Origin of the sequence: Paraburkholderia sp. UCT70 (assembly GCF_050434085.1) — a bacterium.
In the GTDB taxonomy this organism is placed as follows: Bacteria; Pseudomonadota; Gammaproteobacteria; order Burkholderiales; family Burkholderiaceae; genus Paraburkholderia; species Paraburkholderia tuberum.
The window spans coordinates 3235721-3255715 of the sequence record NZ_JBNPVZ010000002.1 but is presented as its reverse complement, the minus strand read 5'-3'; the positions used below and the strand labels follow the sequence as shown (position 1 = coordinate 3255715).

14 protein-coding genes and 2 pseudogenes are annotated in these 19995 nt (G+C 64.6%); 11 read left to right on the top strand and 5 right to left on the bottom strand.

Annotated elements, in window-relative coordinates:
* Window positions 1-22: 22 nt before the first annotated feature.
* The 3 genes and pseudogenes from mhpT (at window position 23) to OKW41_RS17325 (ending at window position 2606) form a co-directional block, all read left to right on the top strand.
* Window positions 23-1285 (top strand): 3-(3-hydroxy-phenyl)propionate transporter MhpT, encoded by a 1263-nt coding sequence (gene mhpT, locus OKW41_RS17335; protein ID WP_429573279.1) that lies wholly within the window; start codon window positions 23-25, stop codon window positions 1283-1285.
* 81 nt (window positions 1286-1366) lie between these two features.
* Window positions 1367-2251, top strand: coding sequence for an alpha/beta fold hydrolase (locus OKW41_RS17330; RefSeq protein WP_429573278.1), 885 nt, complete (start codon window positions 1367-1369; stop codon window positions 2249-2251).
* A 12-nt stretch (window positions 2252-2263) separates the two neighbouring features.
* A pseudogene (locus OKW41_RS17325) lies at window positions 2264-2606 on the top strand (type II toxin-antitoxin system ChpB family toxin).
* A gap of 46 nt (window positions 2607-2652) precedes the next feature.
* On the opposite strand, the gene OKW41_RS17320 reads toward OKW41_RS17325, so the two are convergent.
* Window positions 2653-3726: a LacI family DNA-binding transcriptional regulator gene (locus OKW41_RS17320; protein ID WP_429444280.1), complete on the bottom strand. Its 1074-nt coding sequence runs from the start codon at window positions 3724-3726 to the stop codon at window positions 2653-2655.
* A gap of 121 nt (window positions 3727-3847) precedes the next feature.
* Between OKW41_RS17320 and OKW41_RS17315 the strand changes: the two genes are divergently transcribed.
* Both OKW41_RS17315 and OKW41_RS17310 read left to right on the top strand, forming a co-directional pair.
* Complete coding sequence (locus OKW41_RS17315) at window positions 3848-5143, top strand: MFS transporter (RefSeq protein ID WP_429573277.1); 1296 nt, start codon at window positions 3848-3850, stop codon at window positions 5141-5143.
* A 403-nt stretch (window positions 5144-5546) separates the two neighbouring features.
* Window positions 5547-7775 carry an NADP-dependent isocitrate dehydrogenase gene (locus OKW41_RS17310; protein ID WP_429573276.1) on the top strand — a complete coding sequence of 743 codons (2229 nt, stop codon included), beginning with the start codon at window positions 5547-5549 and terminating at the stop codon, window positions 7773-7775.
* A gap of 188 nt (window positions 7776-7963) precedes the next feature.
* Here OKW41_RS17310 and OKW41_RS17305 read toward each other — a convergent pair whose 3' ends face one another.
* On the bottom strand, window positions 7964-8191 hold the full coding sequence (locus OKW41_RS17305; protein WP_187634427.1) for a hypothetical protein: 228 nt from the start codon (window positions 8189-8191) through the stop codon (window positions 7964-7966).
* 359 nt (window positions 8192-8550) lie between these two features.
* Window positions 8551-9447 carry a LysR family transcriptional regulator gene (locus OKW41_RS17300; protein ID WP_429573275.1) on the bottom strand — a complete coding sequence of 299 codons (897 nt, stop codon included), beginning with the start codon at window positions 9445-9447 and terminating at the stop codon, window positions 8551-8553.
* Window positions 9448-9545: 98 nt separating this feature from the next.
* On the opposite strand from OKW41_RS17300, the gene OKW41_RS17295 reads away from it, so the two are divergent.
* The 3 genes from OKW41_RS17295 to OKW41_RS17285 are packed head-to-tail and all read left to right on the top strand — an operon-like array spanning window position 9546 to window position 12541.
* Window positions 9546-10850 (top strand): CitMHS family transporter, encoded by a 1305-nt coding sequence (locus OKW41_RS17295; RefSeq protein ID WP_429573274.1) that lies wholly within the window; start codon window positions 9546-9548, stop codon window positions 10848-10850.
* A gap of 25 nt (window positions 10851-10875) precedes the next feature.
* Window positions 10876-12234, top strand: coding sequence for an acyclic terpene utilization AtuA family protein (locus OKW41_RS17290; protein WP_429573273.1), 1359 nt, complete (start codon window positions 10876-10878; stop codon window positions 12232-12234).
* Window position 12235: 1 nt separating this feature from the next.
* Window positions 12236-12541: an AtuA-related protein gene (locus tag OKW41_RS17285; RefSeq protein ID WP_429444276.1), complete on the top strand. Its 306-nt coding sequence runs from the start codon at window positions 12236-12238 to the stop codon at window positions 12539-12541.
* Between the two features lie 55 nt (window positions 12542-12596).
* Here OKW41_RS17285 and OKW41_RS17280 read toward each other — a convergent pair whose 3' ends face one another.
* A complete protein-coding gene (locus OKW41_RS17280) occupies window positions 12597-13307 on the bottom strand; it encodes a FadR/GntR family transcriptional regulator (RefSeq protein ID WP_429444275.1) in 711 nt (236 codons plus the stop codon).
* A 417-nt stretch (window positions 13308-13724) separates the two neighbouring features.
* On the opposite strand from OKW41_RS17280, the gene OKW41_RS17275 reads away from it, so the two are divergent.
* On the top strand, window positions 13725-15056 hold the full coding sequence (locus tag OKW41_RS17275; protein WP_429573272.1) for an MFS transporter: 1332 nt from the start codon (window positions 13725-13727) through the stop codon (window positions 15054-15056).
* 130 nt (window positions 15057-15186) lie between these two features.
* Window positions 15187-16536 (top strand): glucarate dehydratase, encoded by a 1350-nt coding sequence (gene gudD / locus OKW41_RS17270; protein ID WP_429573271.1) that lies wholly within the window; start codon window positions 15187-15189, stop codon window positions 16534-16536.
* Between the two features lie 136 nt (window positions 16537-16672).
* Here the strand turns inward: gudD and OKW41_RS17265 are convergent, their stop codons facing one another.
* The gene (locus OKW41_RS17265; RefSeq protein WP_429573431.1) at window positions 16673-18181 is read right to left on the bottom strand and encodes an MFS transporter; all 1509 of its coding nucleotides are present in this window, start codon (window positions 18179-18181) and stop codon (window positions 16673-16675) included.
* Window positions 18182-18553: 372 nt separating this feature from the next.
* Between OKW41_RS17265 and OKW41_RS17260 the strand changes: the two are divergent.
* Window positions 18554-19727, top strand: a pseudogene (locus tag OKW41_RS17260) (porin).
* The last annotated feature ends 268 nt before the right edge of the window (window positions 19728-19995 follow it).

The window sequence follows — 19995 nt, the reverse complement described above, 5'->3', positions numbered from 1 at the left end:
TGACTCAACATTGGAGACTTTTATGCGGCAGTCAACGCGAACAACGCAAACAACACAGTCGACGAAACCTCTTGCCGGCGGCGCGCTGACGATCGGGCTCTGCCTGATCGTCGCGCTGCTCGAAGGCGTGGACCTGCAATCGACCGGCCTCGCGGCACCGCGCATGGCGCGCGAATTTCATCTCGCGGTCGCGCAGATGGGCTGGGCGTTCAGCATCGGCGCGTTCGGGCTGCTGCCAGGAGCCGCGATCGGCGGACGTCTCGCCGACCGGCTCGGGCGCAAGCGCGTGCTGATGTGGTCGGTCGCGCTATTCGGCATCTTCTCGCTCGCGACCGCGCAGGTGTGGGACCTGAACAGCCTGCTCGCCGCGCGCTTTCTGACCGGCCTCGGTCTTGGCGCAGCGATGCCGAATCTGATCGCGCTGTGCTCGGAAGCGGCGCCGCCCCATCAGCGCAACACCGCGGTCGGCGCCATGTATTGCGGCATGCCGTTCGGCGCGGCGCTCGCGGCGGTGGTCGGCATCATCAGCCCGGGCGACGCGGGCTGGCGGCATCTCTTCTACGTCGGCGGCTTCGGGCCGTTGCTGGTGCTGCCGCTGCTTGCGCTGTTCCTGCGCGAGTCGGCGCAGTTCGTCGCGGCGCGTGCAATCAAAGGCGCGCGACGCGATGCGTCGGCTAGCGTGACGCACGCGCTGTGGCGGGAAGGACGCGCGGGCACGACGATCGCGTTGTGGATCAGCTATCTCGGCACGCTGATCGTGCTGTATTTCCTGATCAACTGGCTGCCGTCGCTCGTCTTGACGCGCGGTCTGACGCGCGTGCAGTCCGGTGTCGTACAGATGATGTTCAACATCGGCGGCGGCATCGGCGCGATCGTGATCGCCGGCATGATGGACCGGATGGGCCGGCGCCGCACGGTCGCGGGCATGTATGTCGGCATCGTCGTTGCGCTTGGCGCGTTGCTGAGCGCGAATGGCGGCACGTCGATGGCGTGGGGCGGTCTGCTCGCGGGGCTGTTCCTGGTCGGCGGGCAGTCGGTGTTGTATGCGCTGGCAAGCAGCCTGTACCCGACCGAAGTGCGTGGCACCGGCGTCGGCGCGGCCGTGGCGGTGGGCCGTCTCGGCTCGATCCTCGGACCGTTGATCGCGGGGCAACTGCTCGCGATCGGTCAGGGTGCGAGCGTGCTGCTCGGCGCGAGCATTCCGCTGATCGCGGTCGCCGCGATTGGCGCGTGGCTCGTCGTGAATCGCTCGACACTTCGTTATACCCCGGTGGCCGCGCGGTAGTTTGGCAGCTCGAAACACTGAGCGGGTCCGCCGTCAACGGCGACTCGCGGTCACTCAATCCGTGAAACAAAGGAATTCGACATGAGCAACACCAACACGCAAGTAGCGGCGATCACCGAGGAAGCGACCAGCCGATTCGTTCGCATCACCGAAGACGGCCGCGAGATGCAGCTCCACTACAACGACGTGGGGCAGGGTGCGAAAACGGTCGTGATGCTGCACGGCTCGGGACCGGGCGCGACCGGCTGGGCCAACTTCAATCGGAACGTCGAGCCGCTCGTCGCGGCGGGCTATCGCGTGATCCTGATGGACTGCCTCGGTTGGGGCAAGAGCGACCCGATCGTCTGCAAGGGCTCGCGCTCGGAACTGAACGCGCGCTGCCTGAAGGCGCTGCTCGATGCGCTCGATATCGAACGCGCGCATATCATCGGCAACTCGATGGGTGGGCATAGCGCGGTCGCGTTCGCGCTCGCCGAGCCGCAACGCGTCGGCAAGCTCGTGCTGATGGGCGGCGGCACCGGCGGCCCGAGCCAGTTCGTGCCGATGCCGACCGAAGGCATCAAGCTGCTGCAAGGGCTGTACCGCAACCCGACCATCGAGAACCTGCAGCGCATGATGAGCGTCTTCGTATTCGACACGAAGGCGTTGACCGAAGACCTGATGCAGGCGCGGCTCGCGAACATGCTGGCGCGCCGCGATCACCTCGAGAACTTCGTCGCGAGCCTCGCCGCGAATCCGAAGCAGTTCAACGACTACGGGCCGCGCCTTGGCGAAGTAACCGCGCCGACGCTCGTGATCTGGGGCCGCGACGATCGTTTCGTGCCGATGGACATCGGCCTGCGGCTCGTTGCCGGGATGCCGAACGCCGATCTGCATGTGTTCGGCCGCTGCGGGCATTGGGCGCAGTGGGAGCATGCGGACAAGTTCAACCGGATGGTGGGGGAGTTTCTCGGACGCGGGTATTAAGCAGGGTTGTCGTTGTGGGCGACTGGTGCGTCGTTGCGGCGGCGGGCTGGTTGCCTCATCCCGGCGCCTGGCAAGGAGCAGCAAGGCGATTTCAGTCCCGCGCTGGTTTTGTCGCCTGCCGCATTCAATGCTCTTGGGGTCGCGCTCGGTGCGCCGATCACGCAGGGGGGAGTTCGCTCGATACGCTGGGTTCGCGGTACCGCTCTCGGGTTCGGGAACAGAGACTCAGGGGGTGGCTCTGGTGAATATGGTGCGCACTCTGGACCTCGAGGCCCGCGGCGCACGCAAAGTCGAGCGCGCTCCGGCCGAGGTAGTCGAGGACGCGCCCGCCCGACTTCAAACGATTCTGGAATGACGGGAAAGACGATACGAACTAAACCAGCCCGCGGCGAGCGACCCCATCACTCCGCCGCCGGCATCCGAGTCACACTCTTCGGCACCCGCCCATCACCACCCGCGGCGTCGTCCGCTGCCTCTCCCAACTCCCGCCTAACCGTCGACTCCCGCACCACCAGATGCGGATCAAGCATCGAATATCCCGCGCTTTCTTCGCCCTTACCGTGCAGTTCGTCGATCAGCTTCATCATCGCGAGCTCACCCATCTTCTCGCTCTGAAAGTCTACCGAGGTCAGCGCCGGCGACGCGTACTCGCCATACGGCACGTTGTCGAATCCAGCGATGGAAACGTCGCGCGGCAACGAGAAGCCCAGCTCGCGCGCTTCCTTGATGAAGCCGAGCGCGATCAGATCGTTGTAGCAGATCACGGCGTCCGGTCGTTTCGGGCCGAGCATCAGGCCCGAGCAGGCGCGCTCGCCGGCCGCCGCCGACGGGCTTTGTGCGTCGTGAACGTGCAGCGACAGCCCGTATTCGTCGAGACAATTACGAATGCCGCGAATCCGTTCGTCGTTCCAGCGTGAACGGCCAAAGCCGAGATACGCGATGCGCTTGTGACCGAGCTTGATCAGATGGTTCGCGAGCATATAGCCGGCGAGATTGCTGTCGGTGCCGACGCTCGAAATCTGAAAGCGCGAACTGCGCCCAAACAGCACGACCGGCTTGCCGAGATCGAGCAGCCATTGCACCGAATCGTCGGGCATGCGCGAGCTGACGATCATGCCGTCGACGCGTTGCGCGAGCGATTCGATCAGCGTCTTTTCGCGTTCCTGGCTCTCTTCGGTATCGACGAGCAGCAGCGTGTAGTCGTGCTGAAGCGCGACGCGATTGGCGCCCTTCACGATGTTGGTGAAATGCGGATTGCGGATGTCGAGAATCGCGAGACCGATAGCGTGTGTGCGCCCGGTGATCATCGAACGCGCGAGCGGATTCGAACGGTAGCCGAGCTGCTCGATCGCCTTCTTGAGACGCGCCTCAACGGCGGAGGTAAAGCGCTGGGTCCCATTCACGTACTTCGATACGGTTGCGACCGACACGCCGGAGGCGGCCGCGACGTCGCGAATGGTGGCACCCTTCTTCATCGGTAGGATAGCGTTTTCCAGTGAGTTTTTAATAGTATCGGGTATCGCAAAACGCGTAAAGGCGAAACGTCGCGCGCTATTCGCCTGACCCGGCGCGATCAACGCAGACACATGGGGACACATGAGTATCAAGGTAAAAGGCCTGCGCTGGTGGATGATCGGGCTGCTCACCCTCGGCACGATCACCAACTATCTCGCGCGCAGTTCGCTGAGCGTCGCGGCGCCGACGGTGCTGCATCATCTGAACATTTCGACGCACGAATACGGCTGGATCACGGGCGCGTTTCTCGTCATGTATCCGGTCGGCGCGCCGCTGACCGGCTATCTGATGGATCGCGTGGGTTTGCGAACGGGCTTTCTGCTGTGCGGCGTCGCGTGGTCGCTGATCTGCATCGCGCATGGTTTCGCGTCGGGCTGGATCGGGCTGTTCGTGCTGCGCGGCATGCTCGGGCTGGTGGAAGCGGCGTTCATTCCCGGCGGCATGCGCGCGGCCGCGCACTGGTTTCCGTCGCACGAGCGCGGCACGGCCGCCGGCGTGTTCAACCTCGGCACCTCGACCGGCGCGATGCTCGCGCCGCCGCTGATCGCGTGGTCGATCCTGCACTACAACTGGAACGTTGCGTTCATGATCGTCGGCGGGCTGGGGCTCGCGTGGGCCGTGCTGTGGTTGCTGCTTTATCGGCATCCGGACCGTCATCCGGCGCTGTCGCGCGAGGAGGCGGACTATATCGGCGCGACGCAGGAATCCGGTTTGCGCGCCGCGAAAGACTCCGCGCCGAGGGTGTTCGACATCCTGAAGCAGCGCAATTTCTGGGGCATCGCGCTGCCGCGTTTCTGCGCCGATCCGGTGTGGGGCACGCTGGTCTACTGGATGCCGCTCTACCTGTACCAGGCGCGCGGCTTCGATCTGAAGGCGATCGCGCTCACCGCGTGGCTGCCGTTCGTCGCGGCCGACCTCGGCTGCATGGTCGGCGGTCCGCTGTCGGCGTGGTTGAAGCGCCGCTTCGACGTGCCGATCGTCAACGGCAAGCGCATCGCGTTCACGATGGCCGCGTTCCTGATGATCGGCATGGCCGGCGTCGGCTTCGTCCACGATCCGGCGATGGCGGTGTTCCTGTTGTGCCTCGGCGGCTTCGCGCATCAGACGCTGTCGATCACCGTGATCTCGATGTCGGTCGACCTGTTCCCGCGCGGCGAAGTCGGCACGGTGACGGGACTCGCCGCGCTCGTGGCGGGGCTCGGCAATTTCGCGTTCACGATGACGATGGGCTGGTTCGTGAACCGCGTCGGCTATACGCCGTTTTTCGTCGCGCTCGGCTTTGGCGATCTGATCGGCGCGAGCCTGCTATGGACGCTCGTGCGCCGCCCGTCGACGACGCCGGCGCAGGGCGTTGTGACGCGCGAAGCGCGGGCGTGAGGAGCCGGCGGCGGCGCAAGCGCATCTTCGAAGCGCCCAATCGTCGGCAAGTGGAGGGCAGCAGTCACGGCTCGGTGGCGGCATTTGCGGCTCGTCAATGCGACCAATTCGCACTCGTCCAAAAATAATATTCCGCAAGTCATCTATAAGATATCTGTCTTAAGACCGGGGTAATCGGCCGCAAACCCTTGCCAGTCATGGATCGACTCGTTTAGGTAGGGTCTCGCGACCTGTTTGTTTAGTCACATTTAGTGGAAAACGCGCATATACTCTCGGTCGTATCGCAAAACGAAGGTCGCGGGGTTGCGTCGTGCCGAACTGACGCCGTCAGCCGTCGCGCCACGATTTGCGCTGGCTTCGACTGCCAACGCTCTGTCTATCACTTCCTAGCAAAGCATTAATCATGTCCACACCGCCGAAGATCATCTACACCCTGACCGACGAAGCGCCCGCACTGGCGACGTACTCGCTGCTGCCGATCGTCAAGGCGTTCACGCGTTCGTCCGACGTGCTCGTCGAAACGCGCGACATCTCGCTCGCCGGCCGGATCATGGCCGCATTTCCGGACTACCTGAGCGCGGAGCAGAAGGCTTCCGACGATCTGGCGGAGCTCGGTGGACTCACCATGAGCCCGGAAGCGAACATCATCAAGCTGCCGAACATCAGCGCGTCGGTGCCGCAGTTGAAGGCCGCGATCGCCGAACTGCGCGACCAGGGCTATAAGCTGCCGTCGTACCCGGACGTCGCGACGACCGACGCCGAGAAGGACGTCAAGGCCCGCTACGACAAGATCAAGGGCAGCGCGGTGAACCCGGTGCTGCGCGAAGGCAATTCGGACCGCCGCGCGCCGTTGTCGGTGAAGAACTACGCGCGCAAGCATCCGCACAAGATGGGCGCATGGAGCGCGGACTCGAAGTCGCACGTCTCGCACATGAGCGATGGCGATTTCTACGGCAGCGAGAAGTCGGCGCTGGTCGCGCAGGCCGGTAGCGTGAAGATCGAACTGGCCGCCGCCGACGGCACGATCACGGTCCTGAAGGCGAAGACGCCGCTGCAGGCAGGCGAAATCATCGACGCGTCGGTGCTGGGCAAGAACGCGCTGCGCAGCTTCATCGAAGCGCAGATCGCCGAGGCGAAGGCGAACGGCGTGCTGTTCTCGGTGCACCTGAAGGCCACGATGATGAAGGTCTCGGACCCGATCATCTTCGGTCACGTGGTGTCGGTGTTCTACAAGGACGTGCTCGCGAAGCATGCGGAAGCACTGGCCAAGGTCGGCTTCAACCCGAACAACGGTATCGGCGACCTGTACGCGCGTCTGAAGGATCTGCCGGCTGAAACGGCCGCGGCGATCGAAGCCGACATCAAGGCGCAGTACAAACAGCGTCCGCCGCTCGCGATGGTCAACTCGGACAAGGGCATCACGAGCCTGCACGTGCCGAGCGACGTGATCGTCGACGCATCGATGCCGGCGATGATCCGCGAGTCGGGCAAGATGTGGGGCGCCGATGGCGCGCTGCACGACGCGAAGGCGGTGATTCCGGACCGTTGCTACGCCGGTGTGTACCAGGCGGTGATCGAAGACTGCAAGAAGCACGGTGCGTTCGACCCGGTCACGATGGGCACGGTGCCGAACGTCGGGCTGATGGCACAAGCCGCCGAAGAATACGGTTCACACGACAAGACGTTCCAGATCCTGGCGAACGGCGTGGTCCGCGTCACCGACGAAGCCGGCGCGGTGCTGCTCGAGCAGCCGGTGGAACAGGGCGACATCTTCCGTATGTGCCAGACCAAGGACGCGCCGGTCCGCGACTGGGTCAAACTCGCGGTGAACCGCGCCCGCGCTTCCAACACGCCGGCCGTATTCTGGCTCGACGCGGCGCGCGCGCACGATGCGCAGATCATCAAGAAGGTCGAGCAGTACCTGAAGGATCACGACACGAACGGTCTGGACATCCGCGTGATGACGCCGGTCGAAGCGACGAAGTTCTCGGTCGAGCGCATCCGCGCCGGCAAGGACACGATCTCGGTCACCGGCAACGTGCTGCGCGACTACCTGACCGACCTGTTCCCGATCATGGAACTGGGCACCAGCGCGAAGATGCTGTCGATCGTTCCGCTGATGGCCGGTGGGGGCATGTTCGAAACCGGCGCGGGCGGTTCGGCGCCGAAGCACGTGCAGCAGCTGGTCGAGGAAGGCTTCCTGCGCTGGGATTCGCTCGGTGAATTCCTCGCGCTGGCGGCATCGCTCGAGCATCTGGGCACCGCGTATCACAACCCGAAGGCGCAGATTCTTGCGAAGACGCTCGATCAGGCGACTGGCAAGTTCCTCGACAACGACAAGTCGCCGGCGCGCAAGGTCGGCGGTATCGACAATCGCGGCAGCCACTTCTACCTCGCGATGTACTGGGCCGAAGCACTGGCCGCGCAAACCGACGATGCCGCGCTGCAGGCGCAGTTCGCGGGCGTCGCGAAGGCGATGGCCGACAACGAGGCGAAGATCGTCGCCGAACTCGGCGCGGCCCAGGGCAAGCCGGTGGATATCGGCGGCTACTACCGTCCGAACGTCGAGCTGACTAGCAAGGCGATGCGCCCGAGCGCGACGCTGAACGCAATCGTCGATTCGGTGGCTTGAGCTCGCGCGGGCGACTGATGCGGTAAGCGCCGCGGCCGCACCTGCGCTGGCCCCGAAAGCCGCGCGGTAAGCACGCAGCACAACCGCGGACAAAGCCGCAAGCAGGACCGCAAATACGACAATGGCGCCTTCGGGCGCCATTGTCGTTTCTACTGTCACTGCTACGTCGCCGTCGGTCATACCCATCCTTATACGTGAACGATTTCCCAATCGGCGAGCTTCTCCGGAATCTCGAGCGTCGACGTGTCGAGCTCCGACAGATGCTCGCAGCTCAGACCGCGCGCGAGGTCGTCGGCGGCCTGTTGCGCGCTCGAGAATTCTCCGAGCGTTTCGTTGCCGTAGGTGGCTTCCCAGCCGTCCTGACCCGGCAGAATGTAGAACGCTCCCTGCGTCGAACCAAAGCGAAAGCCTTTCATTTTTAGTCTCCCAGTTCCAATAAAAAAAGCCGCGATTCGTGACGGCTTCTTCGCAATCTGCGGGATTTGGGTGGCCGTGTCGTGAGGCCCCTCGAATCCGACTGCGTGAAGCGCGTGCTCTTGTGAAAGAGTCTACGTCAGCGAATCGGCGGGCAATTGGGCGTCGAATCGGTCTTTATATTAAAAATATGCATGTAAAAACAAAGGCTTGCGAGATCCGTTTTGCGATGTGCAACGCCGCCGGGCATCGTGAAATGGCCGCTTTGTGCCACGCAACATGATTTTTTACGACGCGCGGCATCGTTTCGTATCGTGAAAATTAGGGCTGCGCGCGACGCGCAAAACGACGCTGTGCGGACCTATGACGCGTCGAGCCGTTCGATCAGCATCGCGACGAAGGTCTCGGTCACCGGCGGCAAGGTTCGGCCGCGCTTTTTGATCAGCGCGATGCGCCGCGTGAACGCGGCTTCGTCGATCGGTCGCGCGACTAGCTCGGGCTCCGCGCGCACCTCGCGCGCCGACGCCGGCAGGATCGTGATGCCGAGCCCGGCGCGCGCCATCGCGACCGCGCTCATCATGTAGGTCGGCTCGCAGGCGATGCGCGGCTCACACTGCGCGTCGGCGAACGCGCTGTCGACGACCGCCCGCACGCTCGTGCCCTGCGCGGTCAGCACGAGCGGCTCGCTGGCGAGATCGGCGAGCGTGACAGGCCGGCGCCGCCGCGCGAGCGCGTGCTGCTTCGGCAGCACGGCGACGAGCCGGTCGATGCCCGCATGCAGTACCTCGAGCCCGCTGTCGTTCAACTCGCCGCCAGTCAGTCCGATATCGGCTTCCTCATTGCGCACCAACGTGTTGACCATGCTCGCGACGACATCGCGCACCTCGAAGCCGACGCGCGGCACGGCTTTTCTCAGCGCGTGCACGAGCTCGGGCAGCGCGCTCGCCGCGAAGGTCGGCAGACACGCGATGCGCACCGTGCCGCTCCCGCCTTCGCCGAGCGCGCGCGCATCGAGCAGCACGTGCTCCATGTCGTGCAGCGATTTCTGCAGCACGGGCAGCAGCTCGCGGCCGGTCGGCGTCAGGGCGACGTTGCGGCTGTTGCGATCGAACAGGCGCAGGCCGACCGTTTCCTCGAGCCGGCGAATCTGCACCGTCAATGCCGGCTGTGACAGATGCAGCCGCGCGGCCGCACGCGTGAAGCTGCCCGTTTGCGCGACCGCGATAAACGCGCGGATGTCCCGGAGATTCAGATCCATGATGATTTGTGATTGCTGCAATCAATTCATTTCAATTGCTTTATTGCTGTCCCGAACTTACGCTCGATCACACTAAAAAACAACCCGGAGACAAGCTCATGCTGCCATTGCTGGGGCTGGCTACCATCGTCGTGCTGCTCGGCGCGATCCTGTCCAAACGCATGTCGCCGCTCGTCGCGCTGATCATCGTGCCGCTCGCGGCCTCGCTGCTCGGCGGCTTCGGCTTGCAGACGAGCAAGTTCGTCGTCGATGGCCTCAAGAGCCTCGCGCCCGTCGTCTGCATGTTCGTCTTCGCGATCCTGTACTTCGGCACGATCACCGACGCCGGTACGCTCGACCCGATCATCGAGCGCATCCTGCGCGCGGTCGGCACACGGCCCACGCGCATCGTGATGGGCACCACGCTGCTCGCGCTGCTGATCCACCTCGACGGCTCCGGCGCCGTCTGCTTCCTCGTCACCATTCCGGCGATGCTGCCGCTCTACGACCGCCTGAAGATGGACCGGCGCGTGCTCGCCGCGGCGGTATCGATGGCGGCCGGCATCAATTTCCTGCCATGGACGGGGCCGATGATTCGCGCGTCCGCGTCGCTGCATCTGCCGATCTCGGCGTTGTTCAATCCGCTGATTCCGGTGCAGGCGATCGGCCTCGTATTTGTGTTCTCGATGGCGTACTGGCTCGGGCGGCGCGAGGAAAAGCGCCTCGGTCTCACCGCCGCGAGCGGTTCCGTGCCGATGCCCCAATGCGAACTGACGCCGGAACAACAGGCGCTGCGCCGCCCGCAAAACTTCTGGTTCAACATCGTGCTGACGCTCGTCGTGCTCGGCACGATGGTCGTGATGGGCGAGAAGATTCCGCCGGCGATCATGTTCATGGTGGGCCTGTGCATCGCATTGATGGTCAACTATCCGAATGTGGACATGCAGCGCAAACGGATCGACGCGCATGCGCGCGCCGCGCTGATGATGGCCGGCATCCTGCTCGCGGCCGGCGTGTTCACCGGTGTGATGCAGGGCAGCGGCATGCTGAAGGCGATGGCGCAGGCGGCCGTCGGCTTCGTGCCGCCGGCGATGGCGAGTCATATTCCGATTGTGCTCGGCCTGCTGTCGATGCCGCTCAGCATGCTGTTCGATCCCGATTCGTTTTATTTCGGTGTACTGCCGGTGATCGCGGAAGTGGCCGGCCAGCTCGGCGTGCCCGCGGTGCACGTCGGTCAGGCCGCGTTGCTTGGACAGATGACCACCGGTTTTCCGGTCAGTCCGCTCACGCCCGCGACGTTCCTCGTGGTCGGGCTGTGCGGTATCGATCTGGCCGATCATCAACGATTCACGTTTCCCCTGCTGTTCGGCGCGTCGGTCGTGATGACGATCGCGTGCGTCGTGCTCGGGATCTTTCCACTGTGAGCTTCACTGAAGGAACGGGAGCACCATGACAGCCACTGAACCTCGACGCGTCGTGCGCATCGGCGCGGGCGCGGGCTATTCGGGCGACCGCATCGAACCCGCGCTCGAACTCGCGGAACACGGCCAGCTCGACTATCTCGTGTTCGAATGCCTCGCCGAACGCACGATCGCGATCGCGCAGCAGGCGCGCAGCAAGGACCCGGAGCTCGGCTACGACCCGCTGCTCGAAGCGCGCATGCGCGCGGTGCTGCCCGTCGCGGCGCGCAACGGCGTGCGTATCGTGTCGAACATGGGCGCGGCCAATCCGCTCGCGGCAGCGCGCCGGACCGCGCAGATCGCGCGCGAGTTGGGTCTCGGCGGCCTGAGGATTGCCGCAGTCACCGGCGACGACGTGCTCGACGTCGTGCGCGCGGGCGACTTCCATTTCGTCGAATCGGGCGAGGCGGTGGCCGCGTACGCGGACCGGCTGATATCGGCCAATGCGTACCTCGGCGCGAGCGGCATCGTCGAGGCGCTCTCGGCCAGCGCGCAGATCGTGCTGACCGGGCGCGTCGCCGATCCGTCGCTGTTCGTCGCGCCGCTGATCCACGAATTCGGCTGGCGCATGGACGACTGGCCGATGCTCGGCCAGGCGACAGTAATCGGCCATCTGCTCGAATGCGCGGGGCAGATTACCGGCGGCTATTTCGCGGACCCCGGTTTCAAGGACGTGCCGAATCTCGCGCGGCTCGGCTTTCCGATCGCCGAAGTTGCGCGGGACGGTTCAGTGGTGGTCACGAAGCTCGCGCAAAGTGGCGGGCTCGTGACCGAGGCGACCTGCAAGGAGCAGTTGCTCTACGAGATCCACGATCCGCGTCGTTATCTGCAGCCCGACGTGGTCGCCGATTTCTCGCAGGTGCGCGTCGAGCAGGAAGCCGTGGACCGTGTGCGCGTCGCCGGCGGTGGCGGCACGGAGCGCACCGCGACGTTGAAAGTGTCGGTTGCGTATTTCGACGGCTATATCGGCGAGGGGCAGATTTCGTACGGCGGACCCGGCGCGCTCGCGCGGGCGCGGCTCGCGCTCGATATCGTGCGCGAGCGTCTCGCGCTGACCGGCGTGCAGACGCGCGAGTTGCGCTTCGATCTGATCGGCGTGAACGCACTGCATGGTGACGCGGTGGCGGCCGGTCATGGCGAGCCGTACGAAGTGCGCGCCAGGGTGGCGGGACGCACGGCGTCGCTCGCGCAGGCGCTGCGCATCGGCAACGAGGTCGAGACGCTGTACACGAACGGACCGGCGGGCGGCGGCGGCGTGACGAAGGCGGCGCGCGAGGTGGTCGCGGTGCAATCGGTGCTGCTGCCGCGCGAGCATGCGGCGCCGGCTTTCTCGCTGATGGAGGCTTGAGATGAAACTACGGGAACTGGCCCACTCGCGCACCGGCGACAAGGGCAATACGCTCAATATCTCGGTGATCTGCTACGACGCGCTGCATTACGAGCGGTTGCGCGATGTGCTGACGCCAGAGCGCGTCAAGACGCATCTGCGCGATGTGGTGCGCGGCGAGGTGGTGCGCCATGAGTTGCCGTGCATTGCCGCATTCAACTTCGTGCTCGGCGACGCGCTCGGCGGCGGCGTTACGCGTTCGCTCGCGCTCGACGCGCATGGCAAATCGCTGAGCTCGGCGTTAATGGATCTCGACGTGGGGCAGTGAGGGCATTGCCGGCGGCGTGTCGTATTGCGGAGCGGCCGCTCAGCCCCGCATGTGATCACACGCCAGCCTTCGTCAGGTCATGCGCGCGGCGCAGTCGCTCGCGGCTGTTGCTCAGATGCATGCGCATCGCGGCGCGCGCGTCGTCGGCATCCTGACGCTCGATCGCGCGATAGATCATCAGATGCTCGCCGAGCACGCTGCGCAACACCTCGATATGGTCTAGCTCCGCGATCTCGGCCGAACCGAGTCGGGTGCGCGGGCTGACCGAGCGGCCGAGCTGGCTCAGCACGTCGAAGAAATAGCGGTTGCCGCTCGCGCGCGCGATCTGCAAATGGAACTCGATGTCGTGTGCGAGCGTGTCGGTGCTGCCGCGCTCGAGCTCCGACTCGAATCGATCGAGCGCAGTGCGGATCTGCTTCAGGTTCTGCTCGGTGCGCCGCGATGCCGCGAGCGCGGCCGCGGCCGCTTCGACGTCGATCCGGAACTCGATGATCGCCATCACGTCGAGCATGCTGGTGAGATCGGCGGTGGGAAGCTGCATCGGCTTTTCGGCGGCGGGCGCGAGCACGAACGTGCCAATGCCATGGCGCGTCTCGACGATCCTCGCTGCCTGCAGACGCGAGATCGCCTCGCGGATCACGGAGCGGCTCACGGACAGCTGCTTCATCATCGCGACTTCGGTGGGGATGCGGTCGCCTGGCCTCAGTGCCCCGCGGCGAATCTCATCGGAAAGGGTGGCCACCACCTTTTCAGTTAGGCTGCTCATTTTTGTGGCTGGTTGACTGATCCTGCAAAGTATCGCACAGGACTGTACTCGATTCTGCCGCGTTCGGCGGCATCGGCGCGGGCTATTTTTTGCGTGCGGATGCGCGGTGGGGGCGGGGGATGAGGCGGACATTTGCGCAAACGCATGGGCTGCTGACGACAGTCTGTCAATTGGAGACATCAGACGTCTTAGTTCGAGCGAATTCCGGGTTGGTCAACAGGGCCCTGAATCTTTGAATCTGCCGTTATTTCAAGGCGGTCTCTCTGGAACCACAGGGTAAACACCCTACTGGACTTGACAAAAGTAACGCGGTAGACTGTCGTCAGACAACATAACAGGCGTAGAGCAGGGTCTTGCACCCACCGGGTGCGCCGCACTGCGTTCCACCAGGCCTCGTGGCCGACAGGGAGACACAACTTGACATCAGTTCTGACCACCGCGCTCGACCCGCTGGAATCGGCGGTCGCGAAGGTGAAGCGCAACGTGTTGCCGCTTTTCCTGATCATGTTCATCGCGAACTATATCGACCGCGTGAACATCGGCTTCGTCAACGCGCACATGAAGGCCGATCTCGGCATCGGCGCGGCCGCCTACGGGCTCGGCAGCGGGCTGTTCTTCATCGGCTACGCGCTGTTCGAAGTGCCGTCGAACGTGCTGATGCAGAAGTTCGGCGCGCGCGCCTGGCTCACGCGCATCATGGGCACGTGGGGGCTGGTGGCGGGCGCAATGGCGTTCGTCTGGAACGACACGTCGTTTTACGTGCTGCGGTTCCTGCTCGGCGTCGCCGAGGCGGGCTTCTTTCCCGGCGTCGTCTTTTACTTCACGCAGTGGCTGCCGCAAAAGGAACGCGGCAAGGCGATGGCGATCTTTCTGTCGGGCTCGGCGCTCGCGTCGGTGCTGTCCGGTCCCATCACCGGCTCGCTGCTGTCGATTCGTGGCCTCGGCCTGCAAGGCTGGCAGTGGATGTTCCTGATCGAAGGCGCGTTCTCGATCGCGCTGTGCGTCGTCAGCTGGTTGCTGTTGAAATCGCACATCCGCGACGCGCACTGGCTCACGGCCGAAGAACAGCGTGTGCTCGAACAATCGATCGCGGCCGAACAGGGCGAGCGCGAAGCGCAAGGCGGCGCGCATCTGCCGACAGTGAAGCTGCTGAAGGACCCGCAAATCGCGCTGTTCTGCTTCCTGTACTTCGCGATCCAGCTGACCATCTACGCGGCCACTTTCTGGCTGCCGACCATCATCCGCAAGATGGGCGGCCTTTCCGACTTCGAGGTCGGCATGTTCAACGCGATTCCGTGGCTGATCTCGATGGTCGCGATGTACGGCTTCGCGGTCGTATCGGCGAAATGGCGTCATCAGCAGGGCTGGCTCGCGGTCGCGCTCGTCATCGCGGCGGTCGGTCTGTTCGCGTCGACGTCGGGCAACCCGGTGTTCTCGTTCATCGCGATCTGCTTCTCGGCGATCGGCTTCAAGGCGGCGTCGTCGCTGTTCTGGCCGATTCCGCAGGGCTACCTCGATGCGCGCGTCGCCGCCGGCGTGCTCGCGCTGATCAATTCGCTCGGCAACCTCGGCGGCTTCTTCGCGCCGGCCACCTTCGGCTATCTGCAGCAGCACACGGGCTCGATCGCGGGCGGGCTGTACGGTCTCGGCGTCGCGTCGCTGCTCGCGGCGGCGGCCGGCTTCCTGACGCGCAACAAGCCCGGCAATCGCGACCCGTTGCCCGATTCGTTGCGCGGCAACGCGCATTGACTACACTGACGGCTCGCATGCGGCCGTCAATTTTTCTGTATTCGAGTTCTCATCCGGTCCGGTCGAACACGCACGCAGCGCGCGGCGGCTTCCGCCGGCCGGCCTACTTCATCACACAGGTGCTTTTCCCATGTCCACCAAACCTACCGAATCGAACGCCACGCCGGTCGTCACCGAACTGCGCGTCGTGCCCGTCGCCGGTCGCGACAGCATGCTGATGAATCTGAGCGGCGCGCATGGTCCGTTCTTCACGCGCAACATCGTGATTCTGCGCGACAGCGCGGGCCATACCGGCGTGGGCGAAGTGCCGGGCGGCGAGAACATCCGCAAGACGATCGACGACGCGCGGCCGTTCGTGGTCGGTCAGTCGATCGGCAATCTGCAGGCGATCCTGAACAAGGTGCGCACGCAGTTCGCCGATCGCGACGCTGGGGGGCGTGGCCTGCAGACCTTCGACCTGCGCACGACGATTCACGCGGTGACCGCGCTCGAAGCCGCGCTGCTCGACCTGCTCGGGCAGCATCTCGGCGTGCCGGTCGCGGCACTGCTCGGCGAAGGCCAGCAGCGCGACGAAGTGGAAATGCTCGGCTACCTGTTCTATATCGGCGATCGCAACAAGACCGATCTGCCGTACGCGAACAACGCCGGCGCGCGTGACGACTGGGAGCGCGTGCGGACCGAGGAAGCGATGACGCCGGAGACGGTCGTGCGTCTTGCCGAGGCCGCGAAGGCGCGCTATGGCTTCAACGACTTCAAGCTGAAGGGCGGCGTGCTGCCAGGCGACGCCGAGATCGAAGCGGTCACGGCACTCGCCGAGCGCTTCCCCGAAGCGCGCGTGACGCTCGACCCGAACGGCGCATGGTCGCTCGCGGAAGCGGTGCGCCTGTGCCGTGACAAGCACGATGTTCTCGCCTACGCGGAAGATCCATGCGGCGCGGAGAACGGCTATTCGGGCCGCGAAGTGATGGCCGAGTTCCGTCGCGCAACCGGCCTGCCGACGGCGACCAACATGATCGCGACCGACTGGCGTCAGATGGGTCACGCCATCCAGCTGCAATCGGTCGATATTCCGCTCGCCGATCCGCATTTCTGGACCATGCAGGGCTCGGTGCGCGTCGCGCAGATGTGCAACGACTGGGGCCTCACGTGGGGTTCGCATTCGAACAACCACTTCGACATTTCGCTCGCGATGTTCACGCACGTCGCGGCCGCGGCGCCGGGCAAGATCACCGCGATCGATACGCACTGGATCTGGCAGGATGGTCACTTCCTGACGCAAGATCCGCTGCAGATCGTCGGCGGTAAGGTCAAGGTGCCGCGGAAGCCGGGGCTCGGCATCGAACTCGATATGGATGCGCTCGAGAAGGCGCACGCGATGTATCAGCAGCACGGCCTCGGCGCGCGCGACGACGGCATTGCCATGCAATATCTGATTCCGAACTGGAAGTTCGACAACAAGCGGCCGTGTCTCGTGCGTTAAGGACGATTTAACTCAATCAAAAAGCCTGGCGGGCTGCACGAAAGATGCGGTTCACCAGGCTTTTTTGTTTCCTTTTGCATTGCACGGCGCGAGATAGCCGCACCGCGGATATCGGCGGCCATCATCGCGCCACTTGTCAGCTCTTGCGAAACACCACATGCGAAATCCGCTGCACCAGCAGCGCGGCCGCGAGCGATGCCACCGCCGTCAGCCACACACCGATATGAATCGACTGCACGAGCGCGTCGCGTGCGCTATCGATCAGCGTGAGCGTATCGAGTCCCGACTTCTTCATATCCGCAATCAGTTGTGTGCGCGACGCGTCGTCGATCAGGATGCGCAGATCGACGAAACGCGGCCGCCATTGCGATGCGGCCGGCTCTCCGAGCACGCTCATCGTGCGGGTGACGACATTGCGATAGTGATGCTGCACGACAGTCGCGACGATGCTGGTGCCGAGCATGCCGCCGACCATGCGCGTCGATTGCAATAGCGCGGTCGTGATGCCGAAGCGCTCGCGTCCGGCGATCTCCTGGCCGAACACGTTCAGGTTGTTCAGGATGAAGCCGAGGCCGATGCCGACCGCGCCCATCGGCAGCACGATGCGCCAGTGCGGCGTGTCCGGATTGGCGAACGCGAGCGCGATCGACGCGAACATCAGCAGCCCGAAACCGATCGTCAGAATGCGGGTGGGCTTCTTCATGTGAATCACGATGCGCGTGTTCAGCACACTGCCGAGTGCGATGCACGCGGCGATCGGCGTCGCGAGCAGGCCGGCCTGCTGCGGCGAAAGACCGAAGCCGCCTTGCAGCAGCAAAGGCGCGAAGAAGATCAGCGAGAACATCACGAACCCGGACAGCATGCCGAGCGTGAATAGCGTGACGAGCTGCGCGTCCTTGAACAGATCGAGCGGAACGATCGGATGCGTGGCGCGCTTTTCGCACGTGAAGAGTGCGATGGCGCCGGCGATCACGCACGCGCCGAGCACGAGATTGCCCACGGTGAGGCCGTGCTTCGGCACCGCTTCGATAAACGCCTGCAAGCCGCCGAGCACGCACGCGACGAGCCCCGCGCCGAGCCAGTCGATCTTTACTTCGCCGTCATGCGGCCGCCGGAAATTCGGCAGATGCATCCAGATGAAATAGAGCGCCGCCGCGCCAACCGGCAGATTGACGAGAAACGTCGAGCGCCAGCCGAGGTGCTCGCTCATCCAGCCGCCGAGCGACGGGCCGGCCGCCGTACCGATGCCATAGGCCGCGGCCAGCACGACCTGCCAGCGCACGCGGGTGCGCGGGTCGGGGAACAGATCGGGAATCGACGCAAACGCGGTGCCGACCATCATGCCGCCGCCAACGCCTTGCAGTCCGCGCGCGATCGCGAGAAACAGCATGCTGTTGGCGAGGCCGCACAACACGGACGCGACCGTGAACGTGATCACCGCGGCGATCACGAAGCGCTTGCGGCCGAAGTAGTCGCCGAGCCGCCCGAACACCGGCACCGTGACGACCGAGGCGAGCAGGTACGCGCTTGCGATCCACGCAAAATATTCGAAGCCGTGCAACTCGGCGACGATCGATGGCAGCGCGGTGCTGACGACGGTCTGGTCGAGCGCGACCAGCATGTTGACGAGGCCGATGCCGAGCATCGCGTAAAGCGCGTGGCGATACGGCAGGGCGGGGGCGGCGGCGGCGGAACTGGCGGGGGCGGTGGAATTCACGGATCGGGCAGAAGGCGGTTCGGGGTGGACGCTGCACGGCGGATCGCGGTCAGGCTGCCGGCGATTGTACGCAAGTTGTCTGACGTCTTGAGGATTATACGGGTTTCCCCTTGGTCAAAATCATTCGTCGCACGAAAAACCACACGGCGCGGGAAAAAAGGTGGTGCCCCCGGGCACGGCGTCGCACACGGGCCGCGGCGACTCCTGCATCGCCGTCCTCCGGTCGCGGACGCTGGCGCGCGCTTGCATCGTTGGGATGTGCGCGAGCGTACTGGACGGCCCGCACGGGTACGCCCGAACGTGGTAAGTTCGCTCGCGGTATATCCGATCGATGTGTTCGAGGAGGAACTCATCCTGCGTCACGCCATGGCTTTCCTGCTGAACACAGTCCGCGAAGCCTTGACGATCAGCGTCGGCGTGAGAGCGGCTTGGGGAGGTGGCGCGCTTCTGCTCTATGCGCACGGCGCAGCCGCCGTCACCGACATCGATACCGGCACCGGCGCCGCCTCAGGAATCAACACCGGCTTCGTCTCGCTGTATGGCGTGATCGATACGAGCGTCGAAATCACCGACCCCGGTTCGGGCTGGGTCGCGCGCATGGACTCCGGCGCGTATCGCGGCTCTCGGGTCGGGCTGCATGGCGCGGAGCCGCTCGGGGGCGGCAACGCGATCGTGTTCACGCTCGAAAACGGCTTCAGCTCGACCGACGGCAGCTTGCAGGTGCCCGGCTCGATCTTCAATCGTCAGGCATGGATCGGCGCGAGCGGCAGCTGGGGCGAACTGCGCGTCGGCCGTCAGTATTCGCCGATCTATATCCCGTTCAAGGGCGATCTCGACGCGTTCGGCGCCGGCACGATCGCCTCGGGGCTCAACAATCTGTCGAAGATCACGCCGTATGCGAACAACGCGGTTGCGTATCTGTCGCCGAGCATCGCCGGCTTCAGTGCGACGCTGATGATGGCGATGCGCGATCCGTCCGAGGCCGACGGCAACGGCATCGACGGGTATTACGTGACCGCGTCGTATCGGCTCGACCACCTGCATCTGCTGTACGCGCGTCAGCAGACGCACGGTGCCGGCGCGCTGCGCGCGAACCTCGGCGGCGCGAACTACGCCTTCGGCAAGCTGCGCGTGTGGCTGTCCTTTTTCAACGGCGATGGCGGCACACCGGTCTATCACGGCGCGGGCGGCTCGCTGTCGGCGCAGTACAGTTTTTCGACCAATGCGCGTGCCTCGCTCGGCTATGCGCACGTGCGCGACTACACGACGCCTGGCGGCAGCGCGGACCAGTTCAGCGCGGCATTCGAATACAGCATGTCGCCGACGCTGCTGCTGTATTTCAGCGCCGCCTATCTCGCGAATCACGACGACTCGCGCTTCACGCTGCGCGGCGTCAACGTGACCGGGCTGCCCGTTGCCTATCCGGGCGCGCCGGTCGCGGGGCGTCCAATTCGGTGTAATAGAGCGGTTCTAGCGCGCATCGCAATACGTCAAGCTTTCAGTCGAGTCATTCACCGATTGGATAAAAGCGCTTGAATGCGTGCGCGAAATCACATGTCACGCGAGTCGGAATTGCAAAAGCGTCACGAGTAAAAAAACCGACACAATGTGTCGGCCTAAAGATTCTGGCATCCGAGGATGATTGCCAGAGCACATAGCGCGCAGATTCCGCGGGATCACGCTCGCGCGTTGGCACGAATCCGATTGAACAGAAAACGGGGTAGTGGCGCTATGCTAGCGTT